Origin of the sequence: Rothia sp. HMSC061D12, from assembly GCF_001836735.1 — a bacterium.
Taxonomy (GTDB): domain Bacteria; phylum Actinomycetota; class Actinomycetes; order Actinomycetales; family Micrococcaceae; genus Rothia.
The window spans coordinates 1-21,400 of the sequence record NZ_KV830307.1 but is presented as its reverse complement, the minus strand read 5'-3'; the positions used below and the strand labels follow the sequence as shown (position 1 = coordinate 21,400).

Below are 21,400 nucleotides of genomic sequence, written 5' to 3'. Positions count from 1 at the left end.
CACCGATGCCTGTTCCCGTTGAATCCACACCCGTCGAAACTGAAACCGCGCAGACCGCTCGTCCGGTGGTTGCCGTTTTGGGCGAGCCCGGAACTCGTGGCGCCCTGGTGAAGCTTCTTCAGGATGCGGGGGCGGACGTTATCGTCACTACCGTGCCTGATCAGCTGCGTGAGGCTGACGGTATGGTGGTTACCGGCGGTGCGAGCTCTCTTGAGGCATATGAAGATCTGAAAGCTAAGGACGCTGAGCGCGTGATTGGCCGCCGTGTTGCCGGCGGTCGTCCGGTGCTGGTTGCCGGTGCGGCACTGAGCTGCCTCTTTGACTCTATTACGGTGGAGCATCCGCAGATGGGGCAGGTTCAGGTGCAGGGCATGGGGGAGTGGCCCGGTGAGAGCGTGGAGCTTTCTACCCGCGACCTGGCGCCCGGTGTTTCTGCCCTGCGTTCTTCCTCCGATAGTACGCTGCTCAAGGATCTTGAGGGCGAGGCTCACTTCAAATCTGAGCACGGCGTTTTTGAGTGGGCTTTTGATCAGAGCATTGAATATATTGCCCCTCCCGCGGTGACTTGGACTGTCACCGAGCCCGCCTATATCGCGGCGGTTGAGAACGGTCCGCTGACGGCGGTGCAGTTCTGCCCGGTAGGTTCTGGCGAGCTGGGGGCGGAGTTTATGCGCCGCTGGGTTGCGTCCCTGGCGGTGACCGGTCGCCTGTCTTCTGAGTCTCTGTCTTCTGGCGACTCCGCTACTGCTGCGGGAGGTAACTAATGTCTGCACCCGTTCTTGAACTTCTGCCCGCTGTTGATATTTCTGAAGGCTATGCGGTGCGCCCGGTGGGTGGCACCCTGTCCGGTGGTGAGCAGCGCCTCGACCCTGTTGAAGCGGCTCTGACTTGGGTGAAGTCTGGTGCTCGCTGGATTCACCTGGTTGACCTTGATTTGGCGTTTGGTCGCGGCACGAATACTGAGGTTCTGGCTGAGGTGGTTGCCGCCGTCCGTGCAGAGAGCGCCCGGAGCTCTGCCCCGGTTCGTATTCAGGTTAGTGGCGGCGTGCGTAATGCTGAGAGCCTGGAGCGCGCCCTGAGCCTGAGTCCGGATCGCGTGAACGTGACCAGTGCGGCTCTGGCGGATTCTTCCTGGCTTGAAAGCACTCTGGCTCGTTACGCTGATTCTGATCTTCTGGCTCTTGGTCTCGATGCCCGCTATAACCCTGAGCGGGGCTGGGTGACGGTGGCTCGCGGTACCGACTGGTCGGGCCCTGACCTGGCGGAGGCGCTGGCGTGGCTGGAGAGCGCGGGCGTGCGCCGCTATATCGTTACGGATGTGAGCAAGGACGGTTCCCTGGCGGGTCCCGGTGCGGAGCTGCTGGATGAGGTGCTGGCTCAGGCTGCCTGCCGGGTGGTGGCGTCCGGTGGTGTGGCGTCGCTGGCTGATCTTGAGAAGCTGCGTTCCATGGTGCCTTATGGTTTGGAGGGCGTGGTGCTGGGTAAGGCGCTGTATGTGGGTAACTTTAGTTTTGAGCAGGCTCTTGAGGCTGCTGGTTCCCGCTAAAGCTACCGTTCTTGATACATTGGGTGCCCGCTAAAGCTACCGGTTCGCGCTAGCCCGCTTATCTAGTCCGCGTAGTTTTCTTATCCGCACAGGCTCGCACAAGCTTTATATGTGACGAAGCCCCGTCTTCCTCAGTACGAGGGAGGCGGGGCTTCGTGATGACATAAACCAGGTTGCGGCTTAGTGGACCAGCTGGTTTAGCGTACGTCCTGGTTTACTGCACGTGTTGGTTTAGCACACGTGCTGGTTTAGTACACCGGGCCGGTGAGCTTTTCGCCGGGGCCCTTGCCGGGTTCGTCCGGGAAGGGAGATGCTTCGCGGAATGCGAGTTGCAGGGTGCGCAGGCCGTCGCGCAGGGGTGCTGCGTGCTGGGAGCCGATTTCGGGCGCTGCGGCGGTGACGAGGCCTGCCAGTGCGGTGATGAGCTTGCGTGCTTCGTCGAGGTCCTTGAGGTCGTCGGCGTTTTCGTCTGCTGCCAGGCCGCACTTGACGGCTGCGGCGCTCATCATGTGGATGGCTGCGGAGCTGATGATTTCGATGGCGGGTACGTCTGCGATGTCGCGCAGCTGTTCGTTGACGGCTTCGACCTGCTCTTCGGTGAGTTCGGTGTGGCCGTGTACGGGGGTTTCTTCTTCCGCGGTGAAGCGGAAACTCGTGTTTTCAGTGCTCATAGTCCTAGAATCTCATATTTCGTTTGTTTCGGTAAATGCGTCCTTAAGAGTGGGCGTCTCCGTGGACTTTCCGCGTGAATGACCGCAATTTTTATGGTGTTTTACGTCTAATTCCTTGCGCCTGTAGGGGGTTCTGCGGTATGGTTGTAGGCAGTTTGCAAGTGGAGCATGCCTCCCACCCGGTTGACCGCCGCAGACGTTAGTTTGCGAGTTTTAAGGTGAACGGGTTCGTCCGCCGCTTTCGGCGTACGCTGGTTTGTGCCTCCGCTTGTGTGACTGCGGGGGCTTTTTTAGTGCCCGCAACGGATAGTATTCACGGGGAAACCCACAGAGCACAGGAGCTAGTCATTAGCGAACCACGCATTAACGATCGTATCCGCGTTCCCGAGGTCCGTCTTGTCGGTCCCGGTGGCGAGCAGGTAGGCGTTGTCCCTCTGAAGGACGCTCTGCGTCTGGCTGAGGACGCCGAACTCGACCTGGTCGAGGTTGCCCCGAACGCGAAGCCGCCCGTGTGCAAGCTCATGGATTACGGTAAGTACAAGTACGAAGCCGCAATCAAGGCTCGTGAATCCCGCAAGAAGCAGGCTAATGCCGTTCTGAAGGAGATCCGTTTCCGCCTGAAGATTGATACCCACGACTACGAAACCAAGGTTGGACACGCTCGTCGTTTCCTTTCCGGTGGTGACAAGGTCAAGGCAATGATTCAGTTCCGTGGTCGTGAGCAGCAGCGCCCCGAGATGGGTGTGCGTCTGCTGGAGCGTCTGGCGGCTGAGCTGGCTGAGGTGAGCACTGTTGAGTCTCGCCCCCGTCAGGATGGCCGCAACATGGTGATGGTTCTGGCTCCGCTTCGCGGTAAGGCAGAGGCTCGCCGTGAGCAGGGCGCCGGCGGTCGCAAGGGTCGCGAGCGTATTGACACGACCAAGGCGAAGCCCGTAACTAATTCTTTGGCAGACGCTATGCCTGCCGAGTTGAAGGCACAGGCTTCCGCCGAGTAGGGAACCGGGTCGTCACTTTAGGATGGGCACGCGCCTCCACCGTTGGGTGGGTGTTGCGGGTTCACCCGGTGCCGGTTCCGAGGCACCTCGTTAGGGGTGCCTCACCTTTGGTCCTTGGGGCTGATGCGTGTATCGCTCAACCCCACTAAGCTACCCCGCCGTTGTGGCGGGGGATGAATGTAAGGAGAACGGCAGCTATGCCGAAGCAGAAGACCCACTCTGGTGCTAAGAAGCGCTTCAAGCTCACCGGTAGCGGCAAGGTTAAGCGCCAGCAGGCGAACCGCCGCCACTACCTGGAGCACAAGTCCTCTCGTCTGACCCGTCGTCTGGCTTCTGACCAGATCGTTACCGGCGGCCAGGCAAAGGTTGTCAAGAAGATGCTGGGTAAGTAAGCAACGCTTACTCTCTGCACCTGGCGCACTGATAGTGGTGCGCACTGATTAAAGACTCGCTCCTGTTCAGCGTGATATGTGAGCTGTTCAGGACATAAGACGAAGGAGACACACGTGGCACGTGTGAAGCGCGCGGTTAACGCGCACAAGAAGCGCCGTACTATTCTCGATCGTGCATCCGGCTACCGCGGTCAGCGTTCTCGCCTGTACCGTAAGGCTAAGGAGCAGGTCACTCACTCGCTGGTTTACAGCTACGACCACCGTCGTAAGAAGAAGGGTGACTTCCGTCGCCTGTGGATTCAGCGTATCAACGCTGCTTCCCGCGCACAGGGCCTGACCTACAACCGCTTCATCCAGGGCCTGAAGGCTGCTGGTGTTGAGGTTGACCGCCGTATGCTGGCTGAGCTGGCTGTTAACGAGCCCGCTGCCTTCAACGCACTGGTTGAGATTGCTAAGAACAACCTGCCCGAGGATACCTCGGCTCCCAAGGCTTAATGAGCCTAGGTTGTGTTCTTACCTCGAAAATCTAGGTTCGGGGTAGGATGCTTAAGCGTCGTGAGCGGCCGTCTGCACTTTTGAGTGTGGGCGGCCGCTTTCTGCGTATCTGGGGGTTGTGCGTGTGACTGTTCTGCGTTTTTGGGTGTGCCTTTGCCTGTACCCTTTAAGAGTGAACTTTTTTGAACGTATTAGTACCCCCGTTGTGATGTCCAATCCGCAGGCAGATCGTGTGCGCGATATTGCGAAGCTGCGTACCCGCGCTACTCGCACGAAGAAGGGCCAGTTCCTGGTGGAAGGCCCGCAGGCTGTGCGTGAGGCGTTGAAGGCGCATCTGAAGAAGCCGATTCTGGACGCTGTGTATGTCACGGAGGCGGCGTTTGACCGTCATGAGGATATCGCTGAGCTGCTGGAGCAGGTGTACGGTACTCCCACCCCGGAGGAGGGCCGCCGCGTTTTCATGCGTGTGGTGACCGATGAGGTGCTGGAGGCGATGGCTGATTCGGTGAGCCCGCAGGGTATTATTGCGGTTTCCTTTATGGTGGATGCGTCGTTCTCGCTGCTGTGGGGTGAGGGCGCGTTGAACCCGAAGCTGATTGCTGTGCTGTCTCGTGTGCAGGATCCGGGTAATGCGGGCACTATTCTTCGTGTGGCTGATGCGGCCGGCGCGGACCTGGTGATTACGACTAAGGGTTCGGTGGATTTGTATAACCCGAAGACGGTGCGTTCTACGGCGGGTTCGCTGTTCCACGTGCCGATTATTCAGGGCGTGCAGCTGGAGGATTTCGCGGAGGATGTGAAGTCTCAGGGTACTGCTGTGCTGGCTGCTGATGGCTATGGTGCGGTGAATCTGCAGGAGCTGAGTGAGTACACTGCGGCTCGTCGTGCCGGTGCGGAGGCGAGCGCCCCCTCCGGTGTGAAGGGTAATTTTGATCTTTCGAAGCCGACAATGTGGCTTTTCGGGAATGAAGCTCAGGGCCTGAACGCTGAAGAGAAGGCAGCGGCGACCATGCGTGTGGCTGTTCCTGTCTATGGTTCGGCTGAGTCTTTGAATGTGGGTACGGCTGCTGCTGTGTGCCTGTATGCTTCGGCGATGGCTCAGCGCGGCGTATCTGGCTAGGTTTTCTTGGTTGGGCGGTTCGTGGCTGTGATACAGCGGCGGGCCGCCTTCGCCTCATAGGTTTTAGAGTTTTGGTTTAGGGCTGTAGAAAGGGAAATTATGTCTGCTCCTTCTGGTCATTCGGGTTCGGGCGCGATTATTGCCGCGCTGGGCGCGAATCTGGGTATTGCGGTGCTGAAGTTTTTGGCTTTTGCGCTGACTCGTTCTTCGTCGATGTTGGCCGAGGGCATCCACTCGGTGGCTGACTCCGGTAACCAGGTTCTGCTTCTTTTGGGTGGCCGCGCCTCCCGCAAGCAGGCCGACGAGGAGCACCCGTTCGGTTACGGCCGTAACCGTTACATTTACGCGTTCATCGTCTCGATTATCATCTTTGCACTGGGCGGTCTGTTCGCCCTGTATGAGGGTTTCGAGAAGCTTCACGACCCGCACGGTATTACCGAGTGGCAGTGGGTTCCGGTGGCCGTGTTGGTGGGCTCGATTCTGCTGGAGGGTAATTCCTTCCGCGTGGCTGTCAAGGAATCCAGCGGCCTGAAGGGTAAGCAGGGCTGGCTGCGTTTCCTGCGCACCTCGAAGAACCCGGAGCTTCCGGTGCTTCTGCTTGAGGATGCGGGCGCACTGGTCGGTCTGCTGCTGGCCCTGATTGGTGTGGGAATGACCCTACTGACCGGTAATGGCCTGTGGGATGCGTTCGGCACCCTGGCTATTGGTGTGCTGCTGGTCTTTATTGCTGTGTTCCTTGCGGTGGAGATGAAGTCCCTGATTTTGGGTGAGGCTGCTTCTCCGGAGGATTTGGCGAAGATTCGCGCGGCGATTGAGGATGGCGACAGCGAGCGCATTATCCACATTAAGACTGTGCACCTGGGTCCTGAGGAGATTCTGGTGGCGGCAAAGATTCGCATTCATGATGCTGACACTGGTCGTGCGGTGGCTGATGAGATTGACGCGGCTGAGGTTCGTATTCGCGAGGCTATTCCTGCGGCACGCATCATTTATTTGGAGCCGGATATTTTCCGGGCTTAGTTCTAGGAGATTTTTGTTATGACCGTTGAGATGATCGTTTATCGTTTGCTAAAGATTTTCGTTGGCCTGATCATTCTTTTGGTGTACCTGCGTCTGACTCACCGTTCTCAGGCGGGGCACCAGACCCCGATTGATACCATCGGTAACTTTGTCATCGGTGGTGTGTTCGGTGGCGTGTTGTACAGCGAGCAGATTAGCCTGTTCTACTTTGTCATCTACATGGTGTTTACGCTGTGCATGATTCAGCTGCTGAACGTGGCGACCACGAAGATTCGTTTTCTGCATATGGCGGTGCGTGAGCAGCGCGTGCCGGTCATTACGGATGGTGATATCGATATTAAGAGCTTCCAGCAGGCAGATGTGGTTCTTGATCCGATGCGCCTGATTGCTGACCTTCGTGCGCAGGGTATTTACGACCTGGAAGACATTGAGTTCGCTCAGATTGAACCGAACGGTGCGCTGAGCGTGATCCGTAAGGGTGACGGTGTGCCGAACTTTGCTCTGATTGTGAAGGGTAGCTTGGTCACTCGCGATATCGCGGATGCGCACAAGACCGAGGATTGGGTGTACCTACAGTTGCGTGCCGCTGAGGTCGAGCTTGAGGATGTCTTCCTCATGGAGTTCAAGAACGGTAACCGCCTTCTGATTCTGCTGAATGACGGCACTAATATTCGCCGTGAGGTGGCAGAAGCCTCGAATATGAATGATGAGGAAGAAGAGTGGCAGGAAGGCGTGGAGGAAGCTCCTGAGCCTGAGGATACTGAGGATGCAGAGAAGGAAGTAGCGGAGCACGCTGCTGAAGATGCGCATCCGATGAAGGATTCTAAAGCGTAGAAGAAGGTAGAGAAAGATGAGTGAAGTGTCGCCCTCGTTTGAGGTTCAGGTGGTTGGCGCCGCCGTGGTTGATTCTTTGGTGGCTCCGACCCGTATGCTGGTGGCTCAGCGTTCTGAGCCGCAGACTGTTGCCGGCATGTGGGAGTTCCCGGGCGGTAAGGTCGAGCCGGGGGAGAGCTGCGAGCAGGCGCTGGTGCGTGAGTTGAAGGAGGAGCTGGGCGTGCAGGCGCGTTTGGGTGCTGAGGTGCCCGGCGCGTACCCGCAGGGCTGGCGTCTGAGCGAGCGTCTGGCGATGCGCGTGTTCTTTGCGGAGATTCTTTCGGGTACTCCGGATACTTTGGAAGATCACAGCGCGCTGCGGTGGATGCCGCTGCCGAAGTCTAAGGATGACGCGCAGGCGTACGATGATTTGCTGGGTTTGCCGTGGATTCCGGCGGATTTGCCGATTGTGGAAGCGCTCCTGCAGCAGCTGCAGGACACTGGCACTGGTGAGGCGTAGACCCAAGGTCTGACCTAATGCTCTGCGCTAGTTCGTTGCGAGGCTAAGTCACCGTTATGTGACATGTTCGCGGCGGTAACAGGATAAATTTTCTCTATCTTTTTTGGCACTGTTTGAAGGCGGGATTCCCTGTGGGGAGTCCCGCCTTTATTCATATTTTGAGGGGGATTTATGCGCCGTGTAATCCTGACTTGTGTGTTTGTTGGGGAGGGGAATTTGTCATATATGGGTTCGACACGGATACATACTTTGGAAACCTTCCGGTAGGCGGGTAGTATTGAGGGAGAAATCACATACGTATTGGGAGACAATGATGACTGCTCAACCCCCGTTTGATCCGGGTGCCTACCGCTCCGACGCGGTTCCCTCGGACACTCAAGCTATTTATATTCAGGAAGGCGGCGCTGAGCCGCGCGGAATTCTGTTCCATTCGCCGACCAAGCACCCGAAGATTCTGCGTCTGCAGGAGATTATGATTGTCTCCGCACTGCTCTGCTTGATCCACGGTGTTATTTCCTCGTTCGCACCGGATAACCTGTCCCCGCTGAAGGGTCTGCCGGAGTTCGGCGTTGCAGGCGGTATCGGCCTGCTGGTTGTTTCTGCGGTTGTGTACATTTGGGTGTACTTCACAATTCAGAAGGGCAAGCGTCTGGGCCTGACTGTTGGTCTGATTTTTGCGATTCTGGGTGCGTTCGTGGCGATTCTGTCTCTGATTGGTAATGTCATTGACGCTCAGCGCTACGGCTTCGTGCCCCTGTACGCGGCATGGTTCATTGCGAACGTGCTGTGGATTCGTGCTTCTTTTGACCCGGCTGTGAAGCAGGCTCTGAAGTAGAAGTACCCTCTTCAACCCTGTTGTTGAAAAGATATACTCTAGAACGCCCGGATGGACTATCCGGGCGTTCTGCTGTTTGCGCTTCCTTCTCTGGTCTAAAATGGATAGGATATGCGCCCGTCGCCTTACCCCTGTTCCGCACCCTGTGTGGGTAGCCGGGGGAGAGCAGACGGTGCTACCTAAGGTGTATAACGAGCCAGCCGGCATAGTGCCGGTGGTATGCAGAGAAGAGTGACAATGACCGATTCCGTGCAGGAACACGAGGGTCTTAACGGCCCGGCTCAGGTTCTCGCCCGCATTGCGCAGGTTCTGGAGGAGAACCCCGAGAACGGTTTGGACGCTATCCGTGAGGCTTTTGAGGCTGAGCGTGAGCGCGCCCGCCAGGAGATTCGCGAGAAGGCTAAGGACTTTGACAGCCTCAAGGAGGTGCGCCTGAGCTTCTTCGGTGAGAAGGGCATCATGAGCATCGCTAACCGCCAGATGCGTGATCTTCAGAACCAGCACAAGGGCCCGGTGGGTAAGCTGATGGGTCAGGCTCGTGCGGCGCTGACTGAGGCTATTGAGGCTCGTACCGCTGAGCTGGAGGCTGAGCGTGAGGCTCGCATCCTGGCTGAGGAAGCTGTGGACGTTTCTGCTGCTTCGCCTCGCCGTTCCCTGGGCGGCCGCCACCCGATTGCTCTGATGCAGGAGCGCCTGACTGATATTTTCGTCGGTATGGGTTGGGAAGTTGCTGACGGCCCGGAGCTGGAGTCTGAGTGGTACAACTTTGACGCTCTAAACATTAAGCCGGATCACCCGGCACGCGAAATGCAGGACACTTTCTACGTTGAGCCGAAGAACGCTCACCTGCTGCTGCGCACTCACACGTCGCCGGTGCAGATGCGCTCGCTGCTTTCGCGTGATTTGCCGCTGTACATTGTGTGCCCGGGTCAGGTGTACCGCACCGATGAGCTGGACGCGACCCACACCCCGGTCTTCCACCAGATTGAGGGCCTTGCCGTGGATAAGGGCCTGACCATGGCTGACCTGAAGGGCACCCTGGAGTACATGGCACGCGCCATGTTCGGTGAGGACGCTAAGATTCGCCTGCGCCCGAACTTCTTCCCGTTCACTGAGCCTTCCGCTGAGCTGGATTTGTGGCACCCGAACGCTAAGGGCGGCCCGCAGTGGATTGAGTGGGGCGGCTGCGGCATGGTGAACCCGAATGTTCTGCGTGCTGCGGGTATTGATCCTGAGGAGTACTCGGGCTTCGCTTTCGGTATGGGTATTGAACGTACCCTCATGTTCCGTAACAACGTCGCTGACATGCATGACATGGTTGAAGGCGACATCCGTTTCTCTGAGCAGTTCGGGATGGAGATCTAAATTATGCGTGTACCCCTGTCATGGCTGCGCGAGTTCGTGCCTGTAGCCGAGGATGCTTCGGCTGAAGATTTGATGGCGACCCTGGTGAAGGTTGGCCTGGAAGAAGAAGACGTTCACCGCCCCTCTGATGAGCTGTCCGGCCCGATTGTGGTTGGTCAGGTGCTCTCTATGGAGCCGGAGACTCACTCTAACGGCAAGACCGTGAACTGGTGCCAGGTGCGTGTGGTTCCGGAGGGCCAGGAGCAGACTCTGACCGGTAAGGGCATTGAGCCTTCCGGTGTTCAGGGCATTATTTGTGGTGCCCACAATTTCGTACCCGGCGACAAGGTTGTTGTGACCCTGCCCGGCGCCGTGCTGCCCGGCGGTTTCGCGATTACCGCTCGTAAGACCTACGGTCACAAGTCGGCCGGCATGATTGCTTCGACCCGCGAGCTGGGTATTGGCGATGATCACGGCGGCATCCTGGTGCTTTCGACTCTGGGCCTGGATCCGGAGCTTGGCACCGATGCGATGGAGCTGCTGGGCCTGTACGATCAGGCTGCTGAGGTGAACGTGACCCCGGACCGCGGTTACGCGTTCTCTCTGCGCGGTATTGCTCGCGAGTGGTGCCACGCTACCGGTTCTTCCTTTGAGGATTTTGTGCTGGCGTACGGCGAGCGCGCCCCGGAGGCGAACGAGTCCGGTCACCCGGTTGTCCTGCGTGATGACGCCCCGATTCACGGTAACCCCGCATGCACTCGTTTCGTGATGCGTGAGGTGTCGGGCGTGAAGGCGGATGCGCCGGTTCCGACCTGGATGTCTTCGCGTCTGCGTCTGGCGGGTGTGCGCTCGCTGTCGCTGCCGGTGGATATTTCGAACTACGTGATGCTGGAGACCGGTCAGCCGCTACACTTCTACGATGCTGACAAGGTTCAGGGTGAGATTGTGGTGCGTCGCGCCGCTGCTGGCGAGAAGCTGGTGACCCTGGATGGTGTTGAGCGTACTCTGCACCCCGAGGATATTGTCATTGCTGATGATTCCGGCGTGATTGGTCTTGCCGGTGTGATGGGCGGCGCTTCGACTGAGGTGACCGATTCGACTACCCGCATTCTGGTGGAGTCTGCTCGTTTTGATGAAGTGTCGGTGGCTCGTACCGCTCGCCGTCACAAGCTGATTTCTGAGTCCTCGAAGCGTTTTGAGCGTGGCGTGGATCCGCAGATTCAGGCTGCGGCTGCTCAGCGTGCGGTTGAGCTGCTGGTTGAGCTGGCTGGTGCTCAGGTTGAGCCGGGTGTTACTGATGTGTCGCTCGGCTATGAGCCGGTCGTGATTGATCTGCCCGCTGATTACACTGCTGGTCGTATTGGCGTGGATTACTCGCCGGAGCAGATTGAGTCCTGCCTGCGTGAGATTGGCTGCTCGGTGGAGCGTACCGAGTCTGGTTACGCGGTGACTGTCCCGTCGTGGCGTACTGACCTGCGTGCGAAGGAGGACCTGACTGAGGAAATCGCACGTATTGACGGTTACGAGAACATCCCCTCGACTCTGCCGGTGGCTCCTGCGGGTCGCGGTTACACTCCGGAGCAGGCGGGTAAGCGTCGTGCGCTGAACGCGCTGGCGGCTTCGGGTCTGACTGAGGTTTTCGCGTACCCCTTCGTGTCGGCTGATGCGAACAACCTGTGGTCGGCTCCGTGGGTGAGCACCCCTGAGAACCCGGTAACTGAGGTTCCTTCGGTTCGCCTGGAGAACCCGATTTCTTCGGCTGAGGGCTGGATGCGCCGTTCGCTGTTGCCGGGTCTGGTTGAGGTTCTGAAGCGTAACCTGTCTCGCGGTTTCAAGAACCTGGCTATTTTTGAGGCGGGTCACGTGTTCATTCCGGGTGAGCAGCTGGGTTCGGAGTCCATTCCGCCGCTGGGTGCTCGTCCTTCGAATGAGGTTCTGGCTGATTTGAACGCCGGTATTCCGCATCAGCCCACTTTCATTGCTGGCCTGTTTGCTGGTACTGAGCATGAGGTGATGCCCGGTGCTACTCCGCGCGCTTTCGATTGGCGTGACGCTCTGGACGCCGTGCGTCTGGTTGCTGACGCTGTTTCGGCTGAGATTCAGGTGCGTAACGGTGTGCACACTGCGTTCCACCCGGGCCGTGTGGCTGAGGTTCTGAACGCTGCCGGTGAGCGTGTTGGTTTTGCTGGTGAACTGCACCCGAAGCTTCTGCAGGAGCTGAACCTGCCTGAGCGTACCTGCGCGTTTGAGCTGGATTTCTCGGCGCTGTTTGCTGGTCGTGTTGAGGCGCGTCAGGCTACTCCGGTGCTGACTTTCCCGGCTGCTACTCAGGACGTGGCGCTTCTGGTGGACCGCGATCTGCCTGCTTCTGAGGTGGAGCGTGTTCTGCGTGAGGGCGCTGGCGAGCTGCTGGAGGACATCCGCGTCTTTGATGATTACCGCGGTGTCGGTATTGATGAGTCGAAGAAGTCTTTGGCGTTTGCTCTGCGTTTCCGCGCACCGGATCGTACGCTGACTGCTGATGAGGCGTCGGCTGCTCGTGAGGCTGCTGTGGCTGCGGCTGTTGAGCAGCTGGGTGCGGAACCGCGTGTCTAACCGGGTCTAACCCTATGGCGTAATGCCTAGTGCTGACGGGGTGGGAGTTGTTGGCTCCCACCCCGTAGCTTTTGGCGTTGCGTGGTGGGTTTACCTGCTGGGTTGGTTTATGAAGCGTTGATAAGCGCTTTCATTGGTGAACTCATGTGGTTATGGGTACCCTAGAAGATAGATGAAGTGAGGGAGAGAGTAATGGCTAATCGAGAGAACTCGCGCGAACAGGATGAGCTGTCGCAGTCTGAGGTCGAAGAAACCTACTTTGAGGATTCCCAGTACGAGGATTCTGAGTACGGTGATTCTCAGTACGAGGATTCCGAGTATGAGGAGTACGACGAGTACGAGGATTACGACGATGAGGAAGAGAACTCCTCTCTTTTCGCGATGAGTGAGGAAGAGCTGGATGACCGTCCGGGCGTGAACTGGCTGTCGGTTCTTTCTGCTGTCGTTGCGGTTATTCTTTCCATTGTTTTGGCTATTGCGGGTGTTCGTGCTTTTGCGTCGGTGAATAATAACGCCGAGTATGCCGGTAAGAGCTGGGTTATTCAGGGCACTTATCAGGATTTGACTCCTGACCTGATTACGAAGGGCAATGTGGCTCGTTATAAGGGCAACCTGCCGGCTGATGACGCGCTGAATGGTAAGACGTATGTGTCGAACCTGAAGGATAAGTATCAGGTGACTTCGGGCGCTCCGATTGAGTTCCGAGGTTCGCAGACTGGTGATGTTCCCTCGGAGTTCCCGCGTGAGGTGGATGGCCTGTTGGTGGAAAAGGACGGCAACCTTGAGGTCGTCTACACCGCTGAGAAGGGCACGTTGAAGCCTGTGACTGAGGACAGCGTGAATGCTGAGCGTTTTACCGGTATCGCAAGTATTGTTGGTGCGGTGCTGGTGCTTCTGCTGGGTATGGGTTTTGCTGTGTGGCTGAACCGCCGTTCGCGCGATGTCGAGTATGAGGACCTGGACGGTCTGGTGGAGGACGAGCGCTAGGCGTTCTGAATCTTGAGGATTGGCCGGTTGACGTTTTGTTGAGGGAGCCTGTTTCTGGCGCACGTGGTGTTGCTGGAGGCGGGCTCCTTTTTCGCGCTCGCCTACCGGAAAGTCTCTTGACCGGCGCAACGCGCCAGCCCACAATGTTCTTGCACGCTATGCATTCATTGCGAGGTTATGCGCCCGAATGTGTAGATACACGCTACATTCGCGGCGTTTAGTGTGACAGCTGGTGAGATAAACCCTGAAAATTCCCCCATATCTTGGAATAATCCATATTTGATGCGCATATTTATGTGCATATGTATTATCTTGGGTAGTAAAGAATGTTGCGCTGCGCCACCGTTGGGCAGCTCCGTTCTGAATTCGTGATTGGCACCGTAGGAAGAAGAGATATTATGCCTTTCCCCTCGACCAAGATCGCGCGTCAGGCACGCATCGTTGAATTGCTGCAGACCCGACGTATCCGCTCCCAGGCTGAACTGGCGCAGTACCTGACCGATGATGGTATGAAGGTTACTCAGGCGACCCTTTCCCGTGATCTTGTTGAAATTGGCGCTGAGCGCATCCGTGATGAAGGCGCCGGCTTGATTTATGCTGTGCCGAATTACCCTGCTCGTCGTGGCGGCGGCACTGCACCTGATGCCCGTATGATTTCCCTGTTTAAGGAGCTGCTGATTACCGCTGAGGGTTCGGCGAATATTACGGTTCTGCGTACTCCTCCGGGTGCTGCGCAGTTCTTGGCTTCGTCTATTGATCAGGGCGGTCTTGAAGCGATTATGGGCACTATTGCCGGTGACGATACGGTAATAGTGATTACTCGTGACCCCAATGGTGGGGCTGCGCTTGCCGAGAGCTTCTTGGATTGGTCTGCTGCTCAGTAGTAGTTGGGGCGTATCTTGCGCTGTTCTTCTGATGTTTCGGGGGAACGGTTGAAGGTACGCCCTTCTGCTGTCTTCGGGCTCTTTTTGCGGGCTTCTAGCTCGGCTTCTCTTTTTCTAGATATACCGATTTTTCTGTGGTGAGAGTTTTCTATCATGTCTGAAATACACGATTCAGCGAACAATATTGCCTACCTTTTGGCGGAGGCTGCTTCCGGTTCTGGGGCTAAGGCGGCTTTGACGATTCCGGCTTCTGACTCTGCTGATATGCAGGTGGTGAGCTACGCGCAGTTGGCGTCTGCGGCCGCGCAGGTTCAGCGTCATTTGGCGGCGCTCGGTGTTGAGCGTGGTGACCGTGTGGCGTTGTCTATGCCGAATGTGGCGTTGATGCCTGCACTGTATTACGGCATTGTGGCTGCGGGTGCGATTTGTGTTCCGTTGAATCCGCTGTTGTCGGGCGCTGAGCTGGAGTATCATCTGCGCGATAGCGGGGCGAAGGTGCTTTTTGCTTTTGCGGGTACTCGTCTGGCGTCGGAGGCACCCTCGACGGTGCCGGTGAAGAACGGTTCGGTTCGTTGCGAGATTTTCACCGGGGGAGAGGGCTCACCGGTGGCTCCTTTTGAGGCACCTGCCGATAGTGCGCTGTCAGCTGCTGTTCTAGAGCCTGTCCCGGTGGCGGCGAGTGATCCGGCGATTATTCTCTACACTTCGGGTACGACGGGCAAACCTAAGGGCGCGACGCTGACTCACGCGAATATCCTCTCGAATGCTCGTAGCTGCGTGAGCGTTTTTGGTTTCACCGCTGAGGACGTCATTTTTGGTGGTCTTCCGCTGTTCCATGCGTTTGGTCAGACGGTGTCGATGAACGCGGCGTTTGCGGCGTCGGCTACGGTGGCTTTGCTGCCGCGTTTTACCCCTGATGACGCGCTGAATCTGATGGAGCGTGCCGGGGTGTCGGTGTTGGCTGCGGTCCCGAGCATGTATGTGTCGTTGGCGGCGGCGCTGGAAGCTGAGCCTGAGCGTGCGCGCTCGCTGCGTGGTCGCATCCGTTTCGGTATTTCGGGTGGTTCGCCGCTGCCTGCGCCGGTGCATTCTGCGTTGAAAACGCTGATTGAGTGCCCGGTGTATGAGGGTTACGGTTTGAGCGAGACGTCGCCGGTGGTTTCGTTTAATCAGGCGGAGTTCGGCATGGTGCTCGGCTCGGTAGGTCGTGTGCTGCCGGGCGTGCAGGTACAGGTCCGTTGCCCGCAGGGTTCCGAGTGCGCGCCGGGTGTGAGTGGTCAGCTGTGGGTACGCGGCGAGAATGTGATGGCTGGCTACTGGAATAATCCTGCAGCTACTGCTGAGGTTTTTGACGGCGAGTGGTTTGCGACCGGCGACGTTGCTCGTGTTGATGAGCAGGGCAATATTTTTATTGTGGACCGTATTAAGGACATGGTTCTGCGTAACGGCTATTCGGTGTATCCGCGTGAGATTGAGGATGTTCTCTATACCCATGAGCAGGTGCAGTCGGTAGCTGTGTTGGGCGTGCCGGATGAGCGCGTGGGCGAGGAGATTGTCGCCGTGGTGATGCCGCGTCCGGGTACTGATGAGGGTGTGCTGCAGGCGGAGTTGAATGCGTTGGCGCGTACTCGTTTGGCGGCGTATAAGTATCCTCGCCGCTACGTGATGGTGGAGAGCATGCCGCTGGGGCCGACCGGCAAGATTCTTAAGCGTGACTTGCGGGTTGTGATTCAGCGGGGCTAGTCCCGGTATGCGGTTCTTGGCGCTCATCTGAGGACAAGCGCGGGTGAAGGGGGGTAGAATTTTGTAGGCGGCTTCTACCGCGTTATTGTTCCCGGGCGTTTTTCCGGGGCTATCCCCTTCACGAAAGAGAGAGCATGAGCGTTCCCGCTTCTGAGGCTTCGCGAACCCCTATTGAGCAGTTGATTCCGGCTGCTTGCGCTACGATTCCGAATTACCCGCATGAGGGCATCCTCTTTTACGATGTGACCACTCTCTTCGCTAATGCTGAGGTGTTCAAAGCGTGCATTGATGAGCTGGCTACTCGTTTTGAGGGTCAGTTTGATGTGGTGGCTGGTGTTGAGGCTCGCGGTTTCTTGCTGGCTTCTGCGCTCGCGTACGCTACGGGCACCGGCATTATGACGGTTCGTAAGGCGGGTAAGCTTCCGCGTGAGACGTACCGTGAGGAGTATGCGCTGGAGTACGGTAGCGCGGCGATTGAGATTCACTGTAACGATTTCGCGCCGGGTACTCGTGTTCTTCTGTTGGATGATCTGCTGGCGACTGGCGGTACCCTGGTGGCTGCCGCGAAGCTGGTGGAGCGTGCGAACCTGAAGGTTGCCGGCGTTGGCGCTCTTCTGGAGCTGGATGGTCTGGGCGGTCGTGAGGCGCTGGACGGTTACCATCTTGAGACGCTGAGCTTGGTGTCTGAGTACCCGCTGCCGTCGAAGTAGTTTTATAGAGTTTGAGGTGTACCGCCGTTTGGGCGTGTGTAGCTGATAGTGATGAGGGGTGCCCCGCCGGTTGAGCCGGTGGGGCACTTTTCTGTGGGGGTAATATTTCTGCCCTTCGGAGCCTGTCCTGTAAAATAGTGACCCGTATTTTTGGGTGCCTGTCGCACCCTGTCTTTGAGACACCATAGGTTTAAGGAGCTTACGTGTCATCTGAATCTTTACCCCAGCAGTCTGCTGATTCTTCGGCGGCTGAGAAGCTGTTTGCTGAGCAGATGGCTGCGGAGCGTGGGTATGTTGCTCGCGTGTATGCTCGCCTGGATGAGCTCCGTGAGGAGACGGCTGAGAAGCTGGCTGCTGTGCGTAAGAATCAGGCGGTGGGCGGTCATCAGAACCGTTCGGAGCGTGACTCTTTTGCTACTCACTATGAGGATCGTTTGGCGCAGCTGAATGCTGTGGATTCTCGTCTGACGTTTGGCCGACTGGATATGGACCGTGAGGGCGCTGATGCGGTGCGTTATATCGGTCGTATTGGTATTACGGATAGCAATCAGCAGCGTCTGCTGATGGACTGGCGTGCCCCGGAGGCGGGTACGTTCTATCAGGCGACTGCTTTCCACTCGATGGGTGTGCGCCGCCGCCGTCACCTGATGCTTGAGGGCCGCACTGTCGTAAATATTGAGGATGAGGTCTTCGATTCGGAGATGCTGCAGGATGAGAACACTCTCCACGGTGAGGGTGCTCTGTTGGCGGCGTTGAATAAGAAGCGTACCGGCCGCATGGGTGATATTGTGGCGACGATTCAGGCTGAGCAGGATGCGATTATCCGCTCGGAGCTACCGGGCGTGCGTGTTGTGCAGGGTGGTCCCGGTACCGGTAAGACTGCTGTGGCGCTGCATCGTGCGGCGTACCTGCTGTACACGAACCGTGAGCGCCTGTCGAAGGCTGGCGTGCTGGTGGTTGGTCCGTCGAATTCGTTCATGTGGTACATCGAGCGTGTGCTTCCGTCGCTGGGTGAGACCGGCGTGGTGATGGCTTCGTTGGCGACCCTGTACCCGGGTCTGCGTGCTGTGCCTGAGAAGGACCGCGCGGTTGCCGCGTTGAAGGGCGATTTGCGCATGGTGAAGGTTATTAAACGTGCGGTGGCGGATCGTCAGAAGGTGCCGGCTCAGGTTCAGCGTCTGAATGTTGAGGGTACTGATGTTGAGCTGACTCCGGAGATGGTTCGTTCGGCTCGTTCTCGTGCTCGTTCGACGGGCAAGCCGCATAATGAGGCTCGTGAGACGTTCGTGAAGATTCTGTTGAAGGAGCTGACCGCGAAGCTGGATGATCAGCTGAACCGTGCGGCGGGTCGTGTGGTGGAGCGTCCGTATCTGCAAGATGATGTGCGTGCTTCGATGGATGTGCGCCGTGCCTTGAACCTGGCGTGGATGCCGCTGTCGCCGGAGACTCTGTTGCGCTCGCTGTTTTCGAAGCCGCACTATCTGGAGTCTGCGACTCGTGAGTTGTCGAAGGCTGAGCGTGAGCTGCTGGCTCGCCCGGCGGATGCCCCCTTCACGGAGGCTGATGTTCCTCTGCTGGATGAGGCTGCTGAGCTTTTGGGTGATTTTTCGAAGGTGACCGGTGCGGCTGCTGCGGCTCGTGCTGCGGCGGAGCATCGTGCGAACCTTGAGAATGCGGCGAAGGCTTTGGAGAATGTTCACCAGTCGCTGGAGGATATTGGCGCTGATGGCGTGATTACTCCTGAGCAGATTGCGATGATGAATGAGGTTCGTGGCGAGCGTATGACTGCTGCGGCTGCGGCGTCTGCTGATCGTACGTGGGCGTATGGCCATATTGTGGTGGATGAGGCCCAGGAGCTCTCGCCCATGCAGTGGCGTTTGCTGATGCGTCGTTGCCCGATGAAGTCGTTTACGATTGTGGGCGATATTGCACAGGCCTCTTCTGCTGCGGCTGCTTCGTCGTGGTCGCAGGCGTTGGAGCCGTTTGTGGGTGAGCGTTTCACTCTGGAGGAGCTGACGATTAATTACCGTACTCCGGCTCAGATTGCTGAGGCAGCGGTATCGGTTGCTCAGGCTGCTGGTTATGAGGTGTCTGCACCTCGTGCGGTGCGTGAGGGCCAGTGGCCTCCGCTGGTTCATGAGGTTGCCGCCGAGTCTGTTGTGGAGCAGACCGTGTCCGTGGTCAGCGAGGAAGTCGCTCATTCGGGCGGCGCTCTGATTGGTGTGGTGTGCCCGCCGAGCCTGTATGTTCAGACGGCTCAGGCCGTGGCTCGTGCTCATGCTGATCGTACGGGTACCGCGCAGACTGCGTTGGAGAATCAGGTGCTGGTTCTGACTCCGTGGGAGGCGAAGGGCCTTGAGTTTGATGTTGTGGTGATTGTTGAGCCGCAGCAGCTGATCGATGATGCTGATGGTGCTGTGGGTGACTTGTACGTGTCGATGACTCGTCCGACTCAGCGCCTGCACATGGTGGGTTCGCGGATGCCCGCGGGTCTGTAGCTCTGTAGTACCTTTCTTGTTATTTCTTTGAGCCGGTGCCGCACCGGTTTGGGCGCTCGCCTGGGTTTTTCTGAGCGTTTGTGCCGGTGCGGTGCTAGGCTTGTTACATATTTTGTTCGAGCGCCTTCGGGCGTTGTTACCTTGTGAATGGGAGAAGCATGTCTGCCGAGATCCTCAACGCGCAGCATAATGACGATACCTTCGAGAATATTTGGCAGGAGCTGAAGTGGCGCGGCCTGGTGCACGTGAGCACTGATGAGGCTGCTCTGGAGAAGGCGCTGAGCGAGGAGAGCCTGACTTTCTATACGGGTTATGATCCGACTGCGGCTTCTTTGCACCTGGGTCACCTGGTGCAGCTGCTGGTGATGCGTCGTCTGCAGCTGGCTGGTCACAAGCCGCTGGGTCTGGTGGGTGGTTTCACCGGTTTGATTGGTGATCCGCGTCAGACTTCTGAGCGTGTGCTGAACTCTCCTGAGGTTGTTGCTGAGTGGGTTAAGTCTCTGCGTGCTCAGATTGAGCGTTTCCTCTCTTTCGAGGGTGAGAACGCTGCCCGCATGGTGAATAACTTGGACTGGAGCGGTCAGATGTCTGCTCTGCAGCTGCTGCGCGATGTTGGTAAGCATTTCCGCGTGGGCACCATGGTGAAGAAGGAGATTGTTGCGAAGCGCCTGAACTCTGATGAGGGCATTTCGTACACCGAGTTTTCGTATCAGATTCTGCAGGGCTTGGACTTCTTGGAGCTGAACCGTCGTTTCGGTTGTACTCTGCAGACCGGTGGTTCTGATCAGTGGGGTAACCTGACCAGCGGTACCGAGCTGATTCGTAAGGTGGAGGGTAAGAGCGTTCACGCTATTGGTACCCCGCTGATTACTAACTCTGATGGCACTAAGTTCGGTAAGAGCGAGGGTAACGCTATTTGGCTGAACCCGCAGATGTGCTCGCCGTACGCTTTCTACCAGTTCTGGCTGAACACTGCGGATGCGGATGTGCTGGATCGTCTGAAGGTCTTTACTTTCTTGACTCGTGCTGAGATTGCTGAGTTTGCGGAGAAGGTTGAGAAGGAGCCGTTTAAGCGTGAGGCTCAGAAGACTCTGGCGTACCTGGTGACTTCGCTGGTTCACGGTACTGAGGCTACTGATCAGGCTGTGGCTGCTTCGGAGGCTTTGTTTGGTAAGGGCGATTTCGCTGCTCTGGATGAGGCTACCTTGGAGTCTGTGGTTGCTGAGCTTCCTTCGGCTAAGCTGTCCGAGGACCGTCTGGACATGATTTCTGTTCTGACTGAGCTGGGCTTTGCGAAGTCTAACTCTGAGGCTCGTCGCATTCTGAAGGAGGGCGGCGCTTCGGTGAACGGCGTGAAGGTTCAGGGCGAGGACGCAGCGATTTCTAAGGATGATCTGCTGCACGGTCGTTTTGCGATGGTTCGCCGTGGCAAGAAGAACCAGGGCGCTGTAGAGCTTGTTTAGTCTTTTCTGACTTTCTCTATACATATAGAGGGGGAGGGGATCTTCTCTGCTGAGTGTTCGGTACTGAATGTTCGGTGGGGGAGTGCCCCTCCTTTTCTGTTCCCTATATACATTCCCTATATACACAGAGCCCCTCCGTCAGGAGGGGCTCTTCTTGTATCGCTCTGCTGCCCTCTGGCTCTGGGGTTTCTTGGTTTGTCTTTGTTGGCGAGGGCTTTGGGCGCCTTTCGACCCTGTTTTGGGGCTCCCGAAAGGGGAATTCGCAGATTTTTGAGGTTTTTTGGAAGTTTTTTGAAGATTTTTTAGTACCCATAAAACGCACTGACTAGGTAGTTTGGTGTTTGTGAGGGTGTTTGAGACCCTTTCAAGGCCTTATTTGTGGTCTACTTCACCCTATTTCGGGTTGCAGACCCATTTCGGCATCTGTATAGTTGTATGAGTCGCCGCGGCGAGGAGGAAAAAACGAAGAACTTCTTCGGTGTTTCTCCTAGTCAGAAGCGGTTGAATGACTTTCAATTGTATAGTGTTTTGGTTTCTTGCTTGAAGGAAATCCGATTTGCCTGTTGGTGATGTTGGAGGAGTTTAGGAAAGAAACATTGTGGTGTGAATCACGGAAAACGGATTTGCATGGCAAACGAAACGCTGGTATAGTTGATTGAGTTGCCGCGGGAACGCGGTAACAATGAAAATAACATGAATGACCGTTCAACGGTAAGACATCCTTCGAATGAAGGAGTCAAGGTGTTGAATCGGTGTGTTGCTTGAGAAC

General features: G+C 57.3%; 19 protein-coding genes. 18 read left to right on the top strand and 1 reads right to left on the bottom strand.

Annotation, left to right across the window (positions count from 1 at the left end):
• The first annotated feature begins 5 nt into the window (after positions 1-5).
• A complete protein-coding gene (locus HMPREF2682_RS06805; RefSeq protein WP_070832669.1) occupies positions 6-764 on the top strand; it encodes a type 1 glutamine amidotransferase family protein in 759 nt (252 codons plus the stop codon).
• On the top strand, positions 764-1,546 hold the full coding sequence (locus HMPREF2682_RS06800; protein ID WP_049341739.1) for a HisA/HisF-related TIM barrel protein: 783 nt from the start codon (positions 764-766) through the stop codon (positions 1,544-1,546). The genes HMPREF2682_RS06805 and HMPREF2682_RS06800 overlap by 1 nt, the downstream gene beginning before the upstream one ends.
• Positions 1,547-1,794: 248 nt before the next feature.
• On the opposite strand, the gene HMPREF2682_RS06795 is transcribed toward HMPREF2682_RS06800, so the two are convergent.
• On the bottom strand, positions 1,795-2,217 hold the full coding sequence (locus tag HMPREF2682_RS06795) for a DUF1844 domain-containing protein (RefSeq protein ID WP_012903892.1): 423 nt from the start codon (positions 2,215-2,217) through the stop codon (positions 1,795-1,797).
• A 293-nt stretch (positions 2,218-2,510) separates the two neighbouring features.
• Between HMPREF2682_RS06795 and infC the strand changes: the two genes are divergently transcribed.
• The 16 genes from infC to tyrS all read left to right on the top strand — a co-directional run bounded on the left by infC (position 2,511) and on the right by tyrS (position 20,631).
• On the top strand, positions 2,511-3,212 hold the full coding sequence (infC, locus tag HMPREF2682_RS06790) for a translation initiation factor IF-3 (protein WP_005507875.1): 702 nt from the start codon (positions 2,511-2,513) through the stop codon (positions 3,210-3,212).
• 197 nt (positions 3,213-3,409) lie between these two features.
• Positions 3,410-3,604, top strand: coding sequence for a 50S ribosomal protein L35 (gene rpmI, locus HMPREF2682_RS06785; RefSeq protein WP_004006287.1), 195 nt, complete (start codon positions 3,410-3,412; stop codon positions 3,602-3,604).
• A 114-nt stretch (positions 3,605-3,718) separates the two neighbouring features.
• On the top strand, positions 3,719-4,099 hold the full coding sequence (gene rplT, locus HMPREF2682_RS06780) for a 50S ribosomal protein L20 (RefSeq protein WP_005507127.1): 381 nt from the start codon (positions 3,719-3,721) through the stop codon (positions 4,097-4,099).
• Positions 4,100-4,217: 118 nt separating this feature from the next.
• Complete coding sequence (locus HMPREF2682_RS06775; protein ID WP_070832666.1) at positions 4,218-5,219, top strand: TrmH family RNA methyltransferase; 1,002 nt, start codon at positions 4,218-4,220, stop codon at positions 5,217-5,219.
• 99 nt (positions 5,220-5,318) lie between these two features.
• Complete coding sequence (locus HMPREF2682_RS06770) at positions 5,319-6,239, top strand: cation diffusion facilitator family transporter (protein WP_070832663.1); 921 nt, start codon at positions 5,319-5,321, stop codon at positions 6,237-6,239.
• An 18-nt stretch (positions 6,240-6,257) separates the two neighbouring features.
• Complete coding sequence (locus HMPREF2682_RS06765) at positions 6,258-7,073, top strand: DUF421 domain-containing protein (RefSeq protein WP_049345309.1); 816 nt, start codon at positions 6,258-6,260, stop codon at positions 7,071-7,073.
• Positions 7,074-7,089: 16 nt separating this feature from the next.
• Positions 7,090-7,572 carry a (deoxy)nucleoside triphosphate pyrophosphohydrolase gene (locus HMPREF2682_RS06760; RefSeq protein ID WP_049338511.1) on the top strand — a complete coding sequence of 161 codons (483 nt, stop codon included), beginning with the start codon at positions 7,090-7,092 and terminating at the stop codon, positions 7,570-7,572.
• Positions 7,573-7,885: 313 nt separating this feature from the next.
• The gene (locus HMPREF2682_RS06755; RefSeq protein ID WP_049338512.1) at positions 7,886-8,407 is read left to right on the top strand and encodes a hypothetical protein; all 522 of its coding nucleotides are present in this window, start codon (positions 7,886-7,888) and stop codon (positions 8,405-8,407) included.
• A 237-nt stretch (positions 8,408-8,644) separates the two neighbouring features.
• On the top strand, positions 8,645-9,772 hold the full coding sequence (pheS, locus tag HMPREF2682_RS06750) for a phenylalanine--tRNA ligase subunit alpha (RefSeq protein ID WP_070594156.1): 1,128 nt from the start codon (positions 8,645-8,647) through the stop codon (positions 9,770-9,772).
• A gap of 3 nt (positions 9,773-9,775) precedes the next feature.
• Positions 9,776-12,346, top strand: a complete 2,571-nt coding sequence (gene pheT, locus HMPREF2682_RS06745) for a phenylalanine--tRNA ligase subunit beta (RefSeq protein WP_070832661.1) — start codon at positions 9,776-9,778, stop codon at positions 12,344-12,346.
• A gap of 192 nt (positions 12,347-12,538) precedes the next feature.
• On the top strand, positions 12,539-13,333 hold the full coding sequence (locus HMPREF2682_RS06740) for a hypothetical protein (protein WP_049341758.1): 795 nt from the start codon (positions 12,539-12,541) through the stop codon (positions 13,331-13,333).
• A gap of 398 nt (positions 13,334-13,731) precedes the next feature.
• Complete coding sequence (locus tag HMPREF2682_RS06735) at positions 13,732-14,217, top strand: arginine repressor (RefSeq protein ID WP_049341759.1); 486 nt, start codon at positions 13,732-13,734, stop codon at positions 14,215-14,217.
• Positions 14,218-14,370: 153 nt separating this feature from the next.
• On the top strand, positions 14,371-15,960 hold the full coding sequence (locus HMPREF2682_RS06730; protein ID WP_070832660.1) for an AMP-binding protein: 1,590 nt from the start codon (positions 14,371-14,373) through the stop codon (positions 15,958-15,960).
• 134 nt (positions 15,961-16,094) lie between these two features.
• Positions 16,095-16,670, top strand: a complete 576-nt coding sequence (locus HMPREF2682_RS06725; protein WP_070832657.1) for an adenine phosphoribosyltransferase — start codon at positions 16,095-16,097, stop codon at positions 16,668-16,670.
• A gap of 203 nt (positions 16,671-16,873) precedes the next feature.
• Complete coding sequence (locus tag HMPREF2682_RS06720; protein ID WP_070832653.1) at positions 16,874-19,168, top strand: HelD family protein; 2,295 nt, start codon at positions 16,874-16,876, stop codon at positions 19,166-19,168.
• A gap of 158 nt (positions 19,169-19,326) precedes the next feature.
• Positions 19,327-20,631 (top strand): tyrosine--tRNA ligase, encoded by a 1,305-nt coding sequence (gene tyrS, locus HMPREF2682_RS06715; protein WP_005507143.1) that lies wholly within the window; start codon positions 19,327-19,329, stop codon positions 20,629-20,631.
• The last annotated feature ends 769 nt before the right edge of the window (positions 20,632-21,400 follow it).